Source organism: Psychrobacter immobilis, from assembly GCF_904846235.1.
GTDB lineage: Bacteria > Pseudomonadota > Gammaproteobacteria > Pseudomonadales > Moraxellaceae > Psychrobacter > Psychrobacter immobilis_C.
This window is the reverse complement of sequence record NZ_CAJGZN010000001.1, coordinates 120,184-137,297: the sequence shown is the minus strand read 5'-3', so window position 1 is coordinate 137,297 and position 17,114 is coordinate 120,184. Positions and strand designations below refer to the sequence as shown.

Here is a 17,114-nt window from a genome sequence, read left to right as displayed (position 1 = left end):
TCCATCTTATGCAAGCTTCCTTGCTTGGCATTTAGCATATCTTTATTGATTGACTAATTAATTGATGACGCACTCTGCAATATTGTCACTTTAAGCATGACTGTAGTCTGACTTACCACCTGTCTTTTTAACCAAATGAATATCATCTATAACGATGTCATGCGATAGCGCTTTAGTCATATCATAGATAGTTAAGCAGGCAACGCTGACCGCTGTTAACGCTTCCATCTCAACCCCTGTCTTATGCGTGACCTTGACCATCGCACTGACCGTGATGCTGCTGAGCGCGTCGTTATACTCAAAGCTCAAACCTATCTTGTCTAGCGGTAGTGGATGACAAAGCGGTATCAGATCATGAGTACGTTTGGCCGCCATGATACCAGCGATATGAGCCGTTTGTGTGATGCTGCCTTTTTTGGTCATCCCATCAGCCGCTTTAATCTGCGTATAAATTTCACTGGGAAAACGAACTTGCCCAGAGGCATTGGCTTCTCGCGTCGTTGCTGTCTTGCCACTGACATCGACCATGGTAATATCACCATCACTATCCAAGTGAGATAAAGTAGATTGCTGATTTATCTGAACGCTGTCATTCATTTATATAACCTTTCTTATGTGATATTTTTATTATTTTGATAGAGCAGCACATGCCTGCTTAAACTCTTCAGGCGTATTAAAGTTGGTCAAATTTTGCCACTCTTTGCTAAATGGTACAGCTTGCACTAATGGCTGAATAAACTGCATTACACTACGCTGTCCGCTATCTATATAGTTTTTCAAATCACGCTCAATGCTCAACTGATACAGCCCTAATAATGGATATAAGTGACTATCATCTTTTAAGCAAATTACTTTTTTATCGGCAGCAAGGCTTATTTCACATTGTAATTTCTGCCACAAGTCAGTTGCTGGTATTAAGCTATCACAGCTGATAACCAGTAACCACGATGCTTGTACATTTTTTGATATGCCTGAATCATTCAAATCGCTCAATGTTTGTAAGGCTGATTCGATAGCGACCAAAGCGCCGCCAGTTTTAATCTGCTCATCATGCTCATTAGAGTCAATATCATAATCAGCAATATGAATAATAGGCGAATTGGTTTTTTCTAAATGGACATCTAAACCCGTTTGAAAGCCGCGACCATTATCTGCAATCAATATAGGAACCTGTAACTTGCTCGCATGACGAACATGATAGTCTAACAGCTGCTCACCTGACGGTAGTGTCAACATCGCCTTGGCTGTTCCCATACGTCTAGATGCCCCGCCTGCTAAGATAACCACACCTGCCAAACCATCCAGATTATTTGAGCAATTTGTCATTTACCATTACCTGTCAGGCTTGATTGTATAACACTCATAGCTTAATTATTTATAACTCAATCATGGCTAGGATTTTGTGCCAAAAAATGCGGCACAAAATTGCACGGACGAGTACGACTGTCAAACTGATCCTTTAAGATATTTTCCCAACCCGTACGGCAAGCACCAGAAGAGCCTGGTAGACAGAATATACCCGTACCATTGGCCATGCCAGCAACTGCTCGCGATTGTACGGTAGACATACCGATTTCATCTTTTGAGATTAGACGGAACATTTCACCAAAACCATCGATTGATTTATCAAACAGTACACTCACAGCTTCTGGCATGCTGTCTCTGATGAAGAACCCTGTGCCGCCAGTTGTAATAACCGCATGAACGTCTGGACTAGCAATCCAGCCACTAATGACTGCGCGAATCTGGTAAATATCGTCAGTGATTAATTGGCGATCTGCTAAATGATGCCCTGCTTCGGTCAAGTTATCTACTAGGTACTGGCCTGAAGTATCTTCTGCCAGCGTACGGCTATCAGAAACGGTCAATACAGCAACATTAAGCGGTGTAAATTGTGCAGCAGGCTTACTCATAAATAATCCTTTATAGATGTCATTTTATAATTGTATTAAAGATCCGTTGAATCAAAAAACTATATTGAAAAACGATTGCATTGAAAAACCGTGTATATCAGCGTCATGATTGCAGACTCGAAATGTTTTATCCGCCGATTATCGATAGATTGTGCATGATGCCACTGTTAGAGTCATGCAAATGATGATGCTCAGGCTTGATTGGCATAAAACTATGTAAAGTGTTCACCAGTCCTTGGATATCGTCTTGCTGTAAGTATGGACGGATATCATAGTTGCCTTGATCAAACAGACACAAATGCACCTTGCCTTGGCTGCTTACACGCAGACGATTACAGGTATCACAGAAATGCGCCGCATATGGGGCAATCATACCGATACGACCGATATACTCAGGGTGACTGTACTCTACCGCTGGGCCATCGGCACTACCGCGCTCGTGCGGCTGCCAGCCATTCTCTAACAAGTAATCAGTGATAATATCAGACTGAGCATGCTGAGCAAAAAACAAATCGCTATTATCACTGGTCTGCATAAATTCGATAAAGCGATAAGTCACTTGTCTATCTTTGACATAGTCGATCGCCGTGATTAAGTTCTCAAAAGCAGTCTCCGCCATCAAGACACTATTTATTTTCAGTTTGATATCAGTCGTTTCTAACAATGTATCCATGTCAGCCAATATCTGCGGCAAGGTATCAAAGCCTGTCATTTTATGAAAGGTAGCGGCATCGAAGCTGTCCATACTGATATTAAGCTGATCAAGTCCAGCAGCTTGCCAGTTGGCTATATGTCTACCCAATTTATAACCGTTACTGGTCATCGCGACCGTCTCGATACCGTCAGTTTGCTTGATTGTTTCGATAATTTCGACAACATCACGACGAATAGAAGGCTCACCACCTGTAATTCTAACTTTTTTAGTACCTACTTGAGCAAAGCCACGCACCAAGGTGGCAATTTCAGAGATACTCAGCTCATCATCAGGGCGCTTACCTTGATAGCCGTTTGGCAGGCAATACTCACAGCGAAAATTACAAAAGTCAGTAATAGACAGACGCAAATAAGTCAGACGCCGTGCAAACCCATCGGTTAGCGGCTGGTGATAGTCACTCATCTGCTCAGTGGGCACGACCAAGGAAGGCTCTATGTAGCCATCAGACATTGCCGGTGCCAAGCTCGGTGAATACAGTTGCGGGCTGTCTATTTTGTGTTTGTCATCTATGTTGTCATCAATCATATGTTACTGCCATCAGTACTGCTTACTATAAGCACTACTTTGTTATTCGTGTTTAGCATACCAGTGTAAGGTTATAGGATTGCTCTTTAGCTTTGTGCGACCACCTTACAATAAATTGGCAAACGATGAATTAGCGATGTAGCCAAGGAAACGGTTGTACAACGACGTCATTACCAGCTGCTACGTTCCCACTGTCTTTGTCCAAGACAATAAAGCAATTGGCGCGGCTCAGCTGTTTGATTCTATGTGACTGCTGTCTTGTAAAGCATTCAACTTGATAATGACCTGTATCGTCTCGTGACAATACGCCACGCTGAAAGTCTTTTCGGCCGGGAGATTTTCTGATATCACTGATAAGTTTGGCTTTAATAGTTAGCGGCATTGGCTGCTCTGATACGCTAGCACCTGACATTTGCCACAACGCAGGTATCACAAACTGTAGCGTACCCACGACCGTAGAGAGTGGATTACCCGGTAGGCCAAAATACAATACCGGCTTATCAAGATTTTTATTCAATTCACCAAATACAAAAGGCTTACCAGGCTTCATCGCCACTTTATAATGGTTAATCTGACCTAATGTTTCGATCACAGTGGTCAAAAAATCATAGTCACCAACTGAGACACCTGCTGTTGATATCAGTACATCACAGTCCTGCATGGCCTCATTGACTGCGATAGTTGTTTGCTCTAGGTTATCAGGGATAATGCCATAATCACGAACAATGATAGGCAAATCTGATAGCAGGCTTTTGAGCGTTGGGGTATTAGAATTATATATTTGAGCTAGACTTTGTAGCTCATTGCCAATAGCCACGAGCTCATCACCTGTTGCCAACACGCCTACAACGAGCGGCTGGAACACGTTAACTTGGCTAATACCAAGGTTAGCCAGTAAGCTAATATCTGCAGGATTAAGGCGTTTACCGATTTTTAACACGGCTTCGCCAGACTCAATCTCTTCGCCTTGTGAGCGAATATTATCGTCAACTTTGGCCGTTTGTGTGAGCGTAATGCTATAAGGCCGAGATTTATCAACGGTCGCTTTGATATCTGCAAAATTCGTATTCTCTTGCATAATGACCGTATCACAGCAATCAGGCACGACTGCACCCGTAAAAATCCGCACCCCTTGCCCTGCTGCTGTCTTACCAGTATAAGCATTGCCAGCTTGCGACTCGCCAATGATTTCGATAGTACTGTTTTCTGACAACTCACTACCTTTGGCAATCGCATAACCATCCATCGCAGATAAATTTTTCCGCGGCACATCAAAGGGCGAAGCTATATCTTGAGCCAGTATATGGTTTAGGCTATCCAGCAACTCTAAAGTGTTAACGGCTCTTTTTTGTAGCGGAAAGTCAGTAATATGATAATTATCTATCCGTTGCTGTATCGCAGCTTGTAATTCTTCCATGGTAATCATAAGGTCACGCTCTTTCTGTCGTTCTAATTACTGTCGTTCTAATTATTCGTAATCGAAACTGTTATTTAAAATGGTCATTGAAAACTGTTACTAAACACTATGCTAAAAATAAGAAGTAAAAGTCATCATTAAAAAACACATTATCTAGAGTCTATCATTCAAAGTATCAACTTTCTTGTATTAACCTTGTCCTGATAAGTTTTGAATAAAGCCAGATTACACTGGTCTTAATATTTGATATTTATTGCATGGTCCATTGTGTTAAAGATGTCAGCAAAAGTAGACATAGATTGAGACAAAAAAAGCACCTTGGCAAGGTGCTTTTTGTAGAACAAAGTAAATTATCGTTTGTTGGCTAGTAACTAATTAATAATGGCTAAGCACGATTAAAAAGAGCCACTTTTATACAATGTATAAATACCCTCAGCCTATCTCACCACCCAGCCAGTGAAGACGCACTGTTTTGAGTGATAAATCCATCTGGCGTTTGGCCGTTATCTGCTTGCCAGCGCTGAAATGCCATACGAGTATTGGTACCCACGATACCATCAGCGCCTTTGGTATCGTAACCCATACTAGTCAACCGACGTTGTAAGTTAGTCACTTGCGTAGTCGATAACGGACGCTCATAACGAGGCCAAGATTTTTGCAACCCGCTTTGTCCATTAATCGTTTTGCCTAGCAGACTGACACCCAACGCATAACTTGATGAGTTGTTATAGACTTTAATCACATCAAAGTTTGGGCTTAGCAATAATACTGGACCGTCTTTACCAGCGGGTAACCAAAGCTCCATCTGAGTATTGGCATCTAAGTAAACGTCCGCTATCGTATCGACACCCATTGCAGCCCATCTAGCAGCAGGTTGTTTACTACCAACCACTGAGTAATCAAACGATGCTGGCACCGTTGCTTCATAAAAAGGCGCTAAGCCACGAACCCAACCTGAATTGCTAAGATAGTTGGCAGTCGAGGCTAATGCATCACCAGTGGCCCAAGGATTGCGATGCCCATTGCCATCACCATCGACCCCTTGTTTGAGCCAAGTCTCAGGGATAAACTGGGTTTGTCCCATACCGCCTGCCCAAGAACCGTCCAACTGTGACCATGACACGTCACCGCGTTGTAGCAGTGTCGCTAACGATAGCAACTGCGTTTCAGCAAACTCTTGACGACGACCATCATAGGCAAGGCTGGCAAGAGAACTTGGCAAATCACTATTACCGGTTACAGCACCATACGATGACTCCATACCCCATATCGCAGCGATAATCTCTGCATTAACCCCATATTGAGACTCTAGCTGAGACAAATAAGCACGCTGCTCGGCAAACTTACGTTTACCTACACTGACGCGTCCACTTGATACCGCAGAATCTACGTATTCCCATGGCATCTTAGAAAACTCGGGCTGACCTGAATCTAATGAGATGACTTGCTGGTTTAGATAAGCAGAATCAAGCAATCGACCAATAACTTGGGCATCATAGCCTGACGATATGGCACGCATAGAAAAGTCTGACTTCCAATCAGAAAAGCTACTATAGCTAGGCTTTGGCGCAGGCTGCGGTTTTACGACTGGTGCAGGTGTTGGTTTGACCTGAACGGTTTGGGTTTGAGTAATCTCAACGCCGCCTTGACGAACAGGCTTACTTTGCATTGCCTGCTGGCTTGTACACCCGACCATCACTAATGCTGGCACAAAGGTGAGGTATTGCTTTTTTAATCTCATAAAAAATCTCAAACATGAATAAATAAAATGGCTCACAGTGGCCAAGCTATCCGTAGCTATTATTTAAGTCTAACGCCCAAGTACGCTACGTGGGTCAATAGGATTACCATTTAAACGAACTTGAAACTCTAAGCCTACCTCATTGGTCTGACCACTACTGCCCATACTAGCAATACGTTGGCCACGCTGTACTGTATCGCCCTCTTGCACCAACAACTGGCTATTGTGAGCGTAGGCTGTGATGTAGTTATCACTATGACGAATCATAATTAGATTGCCATACTCTGGCAGACCGTTGCCTGAGTAAAGCACAGTTCCTGATTGGCTGGCAAGTACTGGATCACCAACTTTGCCCGCAAACCACATTCCCATATTGCCCGCACCAGGGTCAATGTTACGAGTTACTGGGTTGCGCGTAGGATAATCATAACCAGAGGTCGAGTTGGCAGTGGCCTCATAAGCTGGTGTTTGAGATTGGGTCACAGGTGGCGTATAAGTTGGTTGCGTTTGAACTGGAGCACTGTAGCTATTGTTACTTGCAGTGGTTGCCACATTGCCTTGCCATAGTTTGAGCCATTGGCCACTATAGATGGTGTATTTACTATCTAGATTGTTCATCGCTCCGATTTGGCGGTAGTTCAGACGATAGCGCGCTGCAATCTGGCTGACCGTATCGCCGCGTTGTACACGGTGATAGTTAGGGACGCCTTGCGCGTTAGTAATAATCTTAGGACCTGCTTGGTTTGCTGATTGATAGGTAGGCTTCGTTGCACAGCCAACGACAGATAGAGTAGCGACTGCCATAGTACCAATCAACGCGGCTTTAACAAGGTGCGATCCAGCTATGATTTTTTTCATACAAGGTTCCTATTCTTTGTGTTGCTCATTCATTGTTTAATCATTCAAAAGCGCTTGATATCATACAAGAGTCTTCTGATATTCTCATAACACGTCAGTGTTTAATAAGCCGGTATGGACTATATCTTATAGAATTTATAGCGCGAGTGTTGATAATCTCTCCAGCGCTGCCGTTGGCGTATGATGTAGGCGTACTGGTGATAAACTGACATACCCTGCCGCTACAGCCTGATAATCTGTCATCACATCCTGCTTTGCTTGTATCGCATCGATTGACGTCTCTGATGGTCGCTCATTTTTACCTTTGCGTAGAGACAACCAATACGCATCTCGACCGCGTGGGTCTATCATATGGCGTACTGGCTGAGCAGCCTGCTTATGGCCTAGCGAGGTTATTTTTCGACCCTTGATATCATCGGCATGCTGCACATCAGGAATATTAACGTTTAATACATGATAGGGCAAACTTTTGAGCATCTCTAAAACCGAAGTTTCAGTAAGCAGCTTGACGATTTCATGTGCAGCCACTTGATAATCACTGGCTGATTCTTGCCCGCCGTTTTTGACACCCCCGCCTACCAAAGACGTTGCTATAGCAGGGATACCAGATAGTTGCGCGGTCAATGCAGCACCGAACGTACCAGAGAACATCACATCTTGTCCCAAGTTAGCCCCTGAGTTGATACCTGTAATCACGCAGTCAAAGTCACTACCACGATACAATTCATGCAGTGCCAAATAAACACAGTCAGCTGGTGAGCCACTTACCGCTACAAATCCAGAAGGCAGCTGATGCGTATGCAGTGGTCTTGAAACACTTAATGCACTGGCATAACCGCTTTGTTCATCGTTCGGGGCGACGACGACAACTTCACCGATAGTCGATAATACTTGAGATAGTGCCAATAATCCTGGCGCATACACACCGTCATCATTACTAATTAAAAATCTCATTTCTACTCAGTATGTGGTTAATGTTTTATTAGCTGTCTTTCTACATCTCTATTTGGTAATTCTACTATCGCGCCATGTCTGTTCAAGATATGGCATAAAAATACGATGATCATATTTAAAATGAAAACATGATACTCTAATTCTTCAATGACATGACGTCACAGTCTAGAGAAAAATATTCATTTTGATAGCATGGGCGATTATAACTGAATAATATACAGACACGAACCCTGTCGTTAGCAAAGTATCGTGTTCTTCTTATGCTGATAATTATACGATGAAAGTAGCGTAACAAGATCTGTATCAAACGAATAACAACCAGTAGATTAAGCATCGCGTTACAATACGCAACACCCCACAACAATACAAACCGATGTACTGATACTGAAGTAACGTCATTAGAGTATGCTACTGATATGTTGCTAAAAAATGGTTTTGGCTCACAAGATATCTACACATAAATCAATATTTTATGTGACTTTTGTTTTTTTACCAATTAACATATGACCATTAAATAAAGACGAGCGAGTGTAATACTGAATGAATAAACAATCGATATTATCTATAGCTTCTGTGATAGCAAATACTGCCTCAAAAGTTGGGATTGCAGGACTGATAACGTCTATTGCTATGCTGTCTCAAGCTTCTAATGCTGCGAATAACTCTGGCACTACCATTCCGCTAGACATGTCTGGCATCAACATCACTAAGCACGAAATTGCGGTGATGCAGGTACTATCAGAGATATGCCCACCAATGCTAAATGGTAAGCAAAAACAGCGGTTCTATAAGTCGTACACCGTACAGCTGCATGAGCTAATGCCTTCTCTAGAAGATCCAAAAGCGGCTATTCAATACTTATCTACACAGCAAGACTATCGCCAGATACTACAAGGTATCCGTAGTTGGACGATGGGATTCTCAAAGCAAGAAAACAAAGCACTATGTGAAGATTTGGCAAACGCGGATTACTAGACAACTAGCTAGTTTGATTCAACGACTAGCGTCATCTGCTTAGCTTATTAATAATATTAGTATTAACGATAATAAAATAAAAGCTATGTACTCTTTATAACATCAATTAAGCAAAGGTTATCAACTGATTGTTTAAATATCTGTAGCATCAAAGCTTGCTGTCACTTTACTTGTTATTCACAAGCAGTGCAGCAGGCTTTTTTGTGAGCGTTAAATTTTTATTACAGAGACTGGTCAGATGATAGTCAGAATAAATATATGATAGGCCTTCATTTTTCTTTTCAAACTTGCCTTATTTTTGCATTTATCGATTCCCCATCGGTAGTCATTTTGCTAAGATAAGGCGTTAATTTTATGTCTATTGTGTAGGCGTTACTATTTTCATCGATACATTATTTTAAACACTGCATTTAAGACATGCTGCTTAAAATAATGTATGGAAATAGGTACAAAACATAAGCGATAGATACATTTGGTTCCATGATGCGGTGTAATGATATATGACAGTAAAGCGTGTAAAAAATCAGCTGATACAGCTGGTAGTTGGTGTAAGTATCTCGATGAGTGCAGTAGTGGCAAACGCAGCCATTCAACCACCTGAAATGGACAATACTGCCTATGTGTTGATGGACTATAACACTGGCGAAATTTTGGCTCAAAAGAACGCCAATGAGGCGCTGCCGCCAGCATCTCTGACTAAGATGATGACCAGTTATATCATTGAGCAACGCTTAGCATCAGGCGACCTGAAAGAAGATGAACAGGTATTGATGAGTCCAAACGCATGGTGCCGTGGTAGCAGCAGCCAATCTTGTATGTATGTGCCTGTGAACAAAACCGCCAGCGTCATCGATATGCTACGCGGTATTATTATTCAATCAGGTAATGATGCATCGAAAGCCATGGCTGAACATATTGCTGGTAGCGAAGCCTCGTTTGCAATCTTGATGAACGAACAAGCGCAAAAAATTGGTATGGAGAACTCTAACTTTGTCAATGCTACTGGTATGCCTGACGAAGGTCATTTAGCATCTGCTTTGGATTTGTCTAAACTTGCGCGCGCTATTATCAAAAACAGCGGCGACTACTATAGTATCTACGCAGAAAAAGAGTTTACGTATAATGGTATTACCCAAGGTAACCGTAATGCTCTGCTGATTACTGACCCAACCGTTGATGGCCTAAAAACGGGCCACACTGATGCGGCAGGCTACTGCTTGGTTGCATCAAGCAACCGTGAAGGCATGCGTCTAATCTCTGTCATTATGGGTACCAAGAGCCAACAAGCTCGCGCCGATCAGTCACGCGAACTACTTAACTGGGGTTTCGGTCACTTTACAACGGTTACCAAGGCGCCTGCTGGACAGTTCGTTAGCAAGCTTCCAGTATGGTTTGGAGAAGCTGACGAGGTAGAACTGGCAACTGGCGACAACTTGCAAATTCTAACCAGCAAAACCCAGAAAAATAAAATCACCACAGTGGTGGATATTCCTGAGAGCTTAGAAGCACCAATCAAAAAAGGTCAGGAAGTTGGTAAAATGATGGCTGTCATCGATGGTAAAGCGGTAGCCTCAGTTCCAATTATCGCAACTAATGATATCGAACAGTCAGGCTTTATGAGCCGTACGTGGGAACATATCGTACGCTGGGTAAAGAATCTTTTCTAAGAGAAACTTTTAAAAAGCAATTCTAGCTAAAAACTGTTTAAAAAAAGACGCCTCAAAATGGGCGTCTTTTTTGTTTTTATGCCTACTTTATTTTAAAAGTGATTCGGTATTGAAAGGTAGTAAATATATAAAATGCTACCTAGTAAAATAAAACCAACTAGGAACACGGATTTGGTAGAACAGTACTACGTCCAAACCAACCATTGTTTTAATAAGTCGCTTAACGCTTTGTCCTTATAAGTAGCAATATGACAATAGTCAATGCCAGCTGCCTTTAAACCATACTCAAAACTGTCTACATGGCGCGCCCGATGCTGCGGATACCAATATACCAATAACGCACGATGCTCGCTCTTACTACCCTCATCGCTTTCATACTGACGAATACGTTTGGCTAGTATCTCAGCTTTTTCTGGGAAAACATCTTCAGCAAACATGACCATGTCAACTTTCTGCTTACGCATCTCCTCTATGACGAGTTGATTACCTTGACGACAAATAATCGTAGCACCTAGGTATTCCAGTTCCTCTAACAAGGAGCCTGTCTCATGATAATAATAATAAATAATCGTTAGGCCAGACAATAGTCGCTGCTGCTTTGATTGCTGTTGATTGGGCATCGCTATGGTCAGTGTAAACTGTGTACCTACGCCAAGCACACTATCAACATCTATAGTAGCACCCATAAGCTGAGCCATTTGTCTAACGATTGGCAAGCCAACGCCTGAGCCTTCATACTGGCGAGTTTGCGACGAATCTACCTGAAAGAACGGATTAAATATATCGTCTAGGTGTTCCTTATCAATACCAATACCCGTATCTTTCACGCTAATTTGCCAGCGATTACTCTTATTAAAATGTGTCAGTTGCGACGTAATCGTAATTCTTCCGACAGGCGTGAACTTAATCGCATTATTGAGTAGTATCGATAGTATCTGATGTATTTTTTCTGAATCACCATATAGGCTATAGTCTATATGATGAATATTACTAATCAGCTCTAGCCCTTTTTGCGTAGCTGTATTTTCAAACTTAGCTAGCAGATCAGCGATTAACTGTAATGGGTTAAACTCATTTTTATGAATTCTTATTTGACCTTTTTGGATCTGGTTCAACTGTATAATATGATCTAAAGACAATACCAATTTATCACTACCACTACTGATAATCTCTACCGCGTCTTTTTGCTCTCTGTTTAGCGCCTCGTGATCCAATAGTTGTAACCCACCTACAATTGCATTCAATGACGTTTTTAACTCATGAGAAATCATGCTTTGAAAGTTATGCAATTGCACATCAAGTGACATATCTTTATTGTGCAATTGCTGTTCAAAGGCCGCAAGGGTTTCATAACCTTGCCGTGCTTCTTGTAAACGGTTGAACAACACAATTAATGCTTTTTTGATTTGGGTCAGTTCTTGAAAATTAAATTGTTGCGGAATGACTGGTAATTGCTCTAGATTTGCGTTGTTTATGACAATGTCACAAACATCAGTTAATACTTCAATATCTTTAACTGGCCAATTAAGCTTTCTAAAAATATATAAGGCAAATATAACAATCATTACCACTGTTGTTAGCCATAACCACAGGATATTTTGGAACCAATGTAAACGTAGCAATTCTACGTCCATCGTAATATTAATATAACCAATCAATGTGCTATTTTCGGTAGCTATATCAGTCGTCTCATCTGGCGCTGACGATTCGCTCATAACATTCGATAGAACCATTGCCAACTGTTGATTGGTATCAGACTTATTAGATGTGACACTACCGGCATCAATACCCTTACTAACTACTGGATAGTTAAAACTGACAGTATGCGCAAACAAAGCGTTTTTCCAGTCATCAAGCGACTGATCTATATCTTCAATCGGCTCAGAGGTTGAGTAAAATACAATACTTTGAATAGTGGGCTCATTCTCTAACAAGATATTAACTTGCTTAGCCACAACCTGTGCCCCATCTGCAGTGGATGCACTAGTCGTTAGTAATGCTGCCAGTTGTTGGATATGGTGGTTTTTCTCTTGATAGTAATGTACTAAGCCATAAATAAAAGGCAATAAAAAACCTGCCAGCACTGCCAATATGACAGCTTGTATGACAGAACGCCAGATAAGTACGGGGATGGTTTGAGACGAACGGTTGTTCATATCACTCTACTGAGTCGCGTGCAGCTTTCATTTATAGTACAGGTATTTTAAAGATGTGATAAGTAAAACATTTGAGTATTTTTTGAAGTACTAAGCAAGATAGATACCTATGAGCTCAACCTATAGAGTATTAATAGAAAAATGTCATCACACTATCAAGCGGATGACATTAACTATAAGCCAATAGACACTAGAATTAACGAGGCTTTTTATCTTTGGTAGTAAATTTCTGTGATCTATTACGCTCACGTTGACGCAATTGCTGAGCTTTTGCCTTAGTCGGCGTGTCACTCTTGTTAGCATATGGATTGTCATTTTGCTTCAAGATAACGTTAAGCGGTGTGCCTTCTAGCTTAAATACCTGACGGAACTGATTCTCCAGATAACGCTGATAGCTCTTAGGAAGCGCACTGGTTTGGTTACCATGAATAACAATAACGGGTGGATTATGGCCACCAATATGCGCATAACGTAACTTGATACGACGACCAGCAACGGTCGGTGGCGGATTGGCCGTTACCGCATCTTGCAAAATCTGGGTCAAACGGTTGGTCGATACTTCGAACATCGAAGATTTGTATGCACGCAAGATAGACGGATATAAATTACCGACACCTGTACCATGTAATGCTGAAATCAAATGTATTTTTACATAAGGGATAAAGCTAAAACGGCGATCCATTTCAAGCTTGATATAGTCTCTTTGATCTTGCGTTAGACCATCCCATTTATTGATCGCAACGACTAACGCTCGGCCAGCGTCAAGTGCGTAACCAATCATATGCAAATCTTGATCCACGATACCTTCGTGAGCATCAATGACAATCACGGTTACGTTGGAATCTTCAATCGCTTGCAAGGTCTTGATGACAGAGAATTTTTCTACTTTTTCATCGATTTTACCACGGCGACGTACACCAGCAGTGTCGATCAAAACATAGTCGCGACCTTCACGCTGATAAGGAATATAAATACTATCACGCGTCGTGCCTGGCATATCGAATACCACTACTCGATCTTCGCCAAGCAGGCGGTTTACGAGCGTTGATTTACCAACATTTGGGCGACCGATAATGGCAAGCTTCAAGCCTCTTGGCTCTACTATGTTTTCTTGCTCAGGCATATCAGCTGTTAGCACTTCAAGCAAATTGCCCACACCGCGACCATGACTGGCTGCCATCGGATACGGCTCGCCCAATCCTAATGCATAAAACTCGGCAGGCGCTGCATCATGTACGCCGTCGACTTTATTGGCGACAACATAGACAGGCTTGCCTAACGTATGCAAAAACTTACCAATTTCAGCATCAGCGCCAATCATACCGGCACGAGCGTCAACGACGAATACGATGATGTCTGCTTCATGGATTGCTGTATGCGACTGCTCAGACATATAGTCATCGATATTACCGCTACCGTCATCAGCTTCACCGATACCACCCGTATCTACAACGATAAAGGATTTGTCTTCATAAGTTGCATCACCGTACTGACGGTCACGAGTCAATCCTGAAAGGTCAGCGACCAATGCCTGCCGACTTTTTGTGAACTGATTAAATAAGGTGGATTTACCGACGTTTGGACGACCAATTAAGGCGACCACAGGCTTGATACTCATGGGTTACTCTCAGTGAAAGGCACAATGACGGGCAGTACAGTTATTCTTATAACCAGTGACATAACAATAGTAATAGATATGCTGCAATTGACCGTTAATTAAAATGGATGATAGAACAATAGCAAAAATAATAGATGGCTATTTTACGATTAAAAATAGTATATAGGATGGATTCATTATACCTATTATACATAAATCAGTAGTATATATGGATAGCACATCGGTCGCATAGAGTACGCGAAAGCCTGTGTTTAAACAAGCAATTTACACAAGGCACTAAACGCTGACTAAGCAGCGTTTGTGTTTTATAAATGACAATCAAGAATAGGCTTAAGGGCTATAGTGAAATATTACACTTCGTTAATTATCTATAAGCACCTATCTATATAGTTATTAGCGCACTAACTGCCAGATAGCGACTTGTCCTGACGTACTTTGAGTCATTAAACGGCTACCTTGGACTTGCAAGTTGGTCAACGCACCTTTTGTCTCTACGCGACTAACGATGCTACCCGTAGCAGGGTCAAACAAATGCACTACACCATCGAAATCACCAATGGCAATATAATTGCCAATCATCACAGGATTGGTGAGATCACGATAAGCCAATTCATCACTTTCCCACAGCGTCTCGCCACTGTTGCGATCATAAGCAACTACTTTGCCATCTAAACTGGTAGCGATAACTTGCTGAGGATTTACCGCCAGTGATTTGAGACTTGCAATTTCATTGACGAACATCACCTGACGCGAGGCCAAATCAATACCTAATAGCTGACCACTATAGCTGATCGCAAATAACTGATTTTTATCTAAGATAGGTTTGCCATCGACATCGCTCATGCGCTCAACTTCACTACTACCAGCACCTACGCCAACACGTCTTGACCATAGCGGAAGACCATTATCGACAGTAATTGCATGCAGGCGACCATCAGCTGTTGCTAAAAGCGCTGTCTCATTGTCTAATAAAGTTGGCGCAGCGCTACCGCGAACGCTGATAGCAGGTACTTGAGTTGCGAACTGCCATACTGATTGTCCGGTTTGTAGTGACAGACCATGTAAGAAACCATCATTTGCTGATAATACCACACGATTATTGGTAATCAGTGCTGGCGTCAAAACCGAACCTGATAACTGCTGCTGCCAGCGTTTTGCACCAGTCGTGCTATCAAACGCCATGACCTTGCCACCACGAGTACTAACGATAGCTGTCTGGCTCAATGCATCTACTGCAACACCGCCGGTGATTTGGTCGTCAACATTGATTGACCATACGCGCTCGCCTGCACTATTAAACCCTGACAGCTCACCACCGCGTGATGCAGTAACGATTTGACCATTGGCATAGCCAACTTGCAAATCTAGCGGATCTTTTTTGCTGGCTTTTTTATTGCCAACATCGGTACTAAATACAGGCTGTAGTACGCTAATCGGCTGAGCGATTTGTACCAATTTTACCGGATCATTAACGACCGGCTTAATACCGCGATTACATCCAATCACTGCCGTGCTCATTACTGCCAGTACGGCCACATGCATGACTGTCTTTTTGATAGTCTTGGTGTTTAACATTTTGCTAGAGCGAATAGATTGAGTCATTGTATGTTCTCACTACAGATAAATTATTATTAATTGGTAAATTGGCCAACGGCAAATTAGTAACCATTAGGTTATATTAAAAAAGAGCTTTGGATGATTACCAACTCTCAATACTATACTACTGACTTAATATCTAGCCTACTGACTTACTGCCCTGCTTCGACAGCGACTTCGTTCGAGGTATCCATCACTAGCGACGGCTCAGGAGCAGATGGCTCTTGAACAAGACTGGTTTGTTCAGCAATCGGCTCAGCTGTGATACCTAAGCTTTCCATCTTTAATGCCAATACTGCACGCGTTTCTTGACGGCTACGTAATAGCTCCCACGCATTGCTATAAGATTTAATCGCTGAATCTTTATTGTCTTGCGCTAAGTAAATATCCCCTAGCAGCTCCTGCTGACTTGCTTCAAACGAGCTTGGCATATCATTGTTTGCTTCTGAAAGTGCAGCATCTGTATCACCTGCAGCCAATAATGTTTTTGCATAGCGTAAACGAGTAATCGCTTCTAGACCAGCATCACCCAAATCGATGGCCAATGCTTTTTTGAATGTCTCAGTCGCTGCTGCAAAGTCATCATTGTCTACTTGTTGACGTGCCTTTATCATTAGCGCTTGCCATGCGTAAACCGACTCACCGTGCGTACTGACCAAGGTATCAATATCTTTGTCTAGCTGGCTACGACTTTGGGTAAGTGCTTCTTGAGCCTCTGCCTCCAAATCTGGGTTTTGCGAGGCCAGTTTGACCTCTTCGTTTAGCTGCTGAATATCAGCATATTGATCGGCGGCGACGGTATCTACTCGCGCATGGTTGTTTTGCCAGTATGTCCAACCAAAATAGGCGGCCAGTGCTAACAAAATCGCAGTGACGATATAACTACCATATTGCTTTAACGCTTGCATGGAGTTATCTGCATTTGGCGAATTAGGTGTCAGAGCCATATATATTTACCTGATAAAATTTACATTAAATT

Annotated in this window: 14 protein-coding genes; 2 read left to right on the top strand and 12 right to left on the bottom strand. The window is 42.2% G+C overall.

What is annotated here, in order from left to right:
- Positions 1-90 precede the first annotated feature (90 nt).
- From moaC to surE, 8 genes are all read right to left on the bottom strand, one after another.
- On the bottom strand, positions 91-597 hold the full coding sequence (moaC, locus tag JMX07_RS00655; RefSeq protein WP_201605367.1) for a cyclic pyranopterin monophosphate synthase MoaC: 507 nt from the start codon (positions 595-597) through the stop codon (positions 91-93).
- Between the two features lie 30 nt (positions 598-627).
- Positions 628-1,326, bottom strand: a complete 699-nt coding sequence (locus JMX07_RS00650; RefSeq protein WP_201605364.1) for a molybdenum cofactor guanylyltransferase — start codon at positions 1,324-1,326, stop codon at positions 628-630.
- Between the two features lie 56 nt (positions 1,327-1,382).
- On the bottom strand, positions 1,383-1,913 hold the full coding sequence (moaB, locus tag JMX07_RS00645; protein ID WP_201605362.1) for a molybdenum cofactor biosynthesis protein B: 531 nt from the start codon (positions 1,911-1,913) through the stop codon (positions 1,383-1,385).
- A gap of 127 nt (positions 1,914-2,040) precedes the next feature.
- Entirely contained in the window at positions 2,041-3,078 is a 1,038-nt protein-coding gene (moaA, locus tag JMX07_RS00640; RefSeq protein WP_413786647.1) for a GTP 3',8-cyclase MoaA, read from the bottom strand.
- Between the two features lie 205 nt (positions 3,079-3,283).
- Positions 3,284-4,579: a gephyrin-like molybdotransferase Glp gene (glp, locus tag JMX07_RS00635; protein ID WP_201605352.1), complete on the bottom strand. Its 1,296-nt coding sequence runs from the start codon at positions 4,577-4,579 to the stop codon at positions 3,284-3,286.
- A 433-nt stretch (positions 4,580-5,012) separates the two neighbouring features.
- Positions 5,013-6,311: a lytic murein transglycosylase gene (locus JMX07_RS00630; RefSeq protein WP_201605350.1), complete on the bottom strand. Its 1,299-nt coding sequence runs from the start codon at positions 6,309-6,311 to the stop codon at positions 5,013-5,015.
- 69 nt (positions 6,312-6,380) lie between these two features.
- A complete protein-coding gene (locus tag JMX07_RS00625) occupies positions 6,381-7,169 on the bottom strand; it encodes a peptidoglycan DD-metalloendopeptidase family protein (protein ID WP_201605348.1) in 789 nt (262 codons plus the stop codon).
- Positions 7,170-7,304: 135 nt separating this feature from the next.
- Positions 7,305-8,123: a 5'/3'-nucleotidase SurE gene (surE, locus tag JMX07_RS00620; protein ID WP_201605346.1), complete on the bottom strand. Its 819-nt coding sequence runs from the start codon at positions 8,121-8,123 to the stop codon at positions 7,305-7,307.
- Between the two features lie 540 nt (positions 8,124-8,663).
- Here surE and JMX07_RS00615 point away from each other — a divergent pair.
- Positions 8,664-9,098 (top strand): MCR_0457 family protein, encoded by a 435-nt coding sequence (locus JMX07_RS00615; RefSeq protein ID WP_201605336.1) that lies wholly within the window; start codon positions 8,664-8,666, stop codon positions 9,096-9,098.
- A gap of 500 nt (positions 9,099-9,598) precedes the next feature.
- Positions 9,599-10,765, top strand: coding sequence for a D-alanyl-D-alanine carboxypeptidase family protein (locus tag JMX07_RS00610; RefSeq protein ID WP_101206208.1), 1,167 nt, complete (start codon positions 9,599-9,601; stop codon positions 10,763-10,765).
- A gap of 185 nt (positions 10,766-10,950) precedes the next feature.
- Here JMX07_RS00610 and JMX07_RS00605 read toward each other — a convergent pair whose 3' ends face one another.
- From JMX07_RS00605 to JMX07_RS00590, 4 genes are all read right to left on the bottom strand, one after another.
- On the bottom strand, positions 10,951-12,921 hold the full coding sequence (locus JMX07_RS00605) for a sensor histidine kinase (protein WP_201605335.1): 1,971 nt from the start codon (positions 12,919-12,921) through the stop codon (positions 10,951-10,953).
- Between the two features lie 196 nt (positions 12,922-13,117).
- Positions 13,118-14,539, bottom strand: a complete 1,422-nt coding sequence (der, locus tag JMX07_RS00600) for a ribosome biogenesis GTPase Der (RefSeq protein ID WP_057759046.1) — start codon at positions 14,537-14,539, stop codon at positions 13,118-13,120.
- Between the two features lie 393 nt (positions 14,540-14,932).
- Positions 14,933-16,141 carry an outer membrane protein assembly factor BamB gene (bamB, locus tag JMX07_RS00595; protein ID WP_201605333.1) on the bottom strand — a complete coding sequence of 403 codons (1,209 nt, stop codon included), beginning with the start codon at positions 16,139-16,141 and terminating at the stop codon, positions 14,933-14,935.
- A 146-nt stretch (positions 16,142-16,287) separates the two neighbouring features.
- Positions 16,288-17,082 (bottom strand): YfgM family protein, encoded by a 795-nt coding sequence (locus tag JMX07_RS00590; RefSeq protein WP_102094330.1) that lies wholly within the window; start codon positions 17,080-17,082, stop codon positions 16,288-16,290.
- Positions 17,083-17,114: the final 32 nt, after the last annotated feature.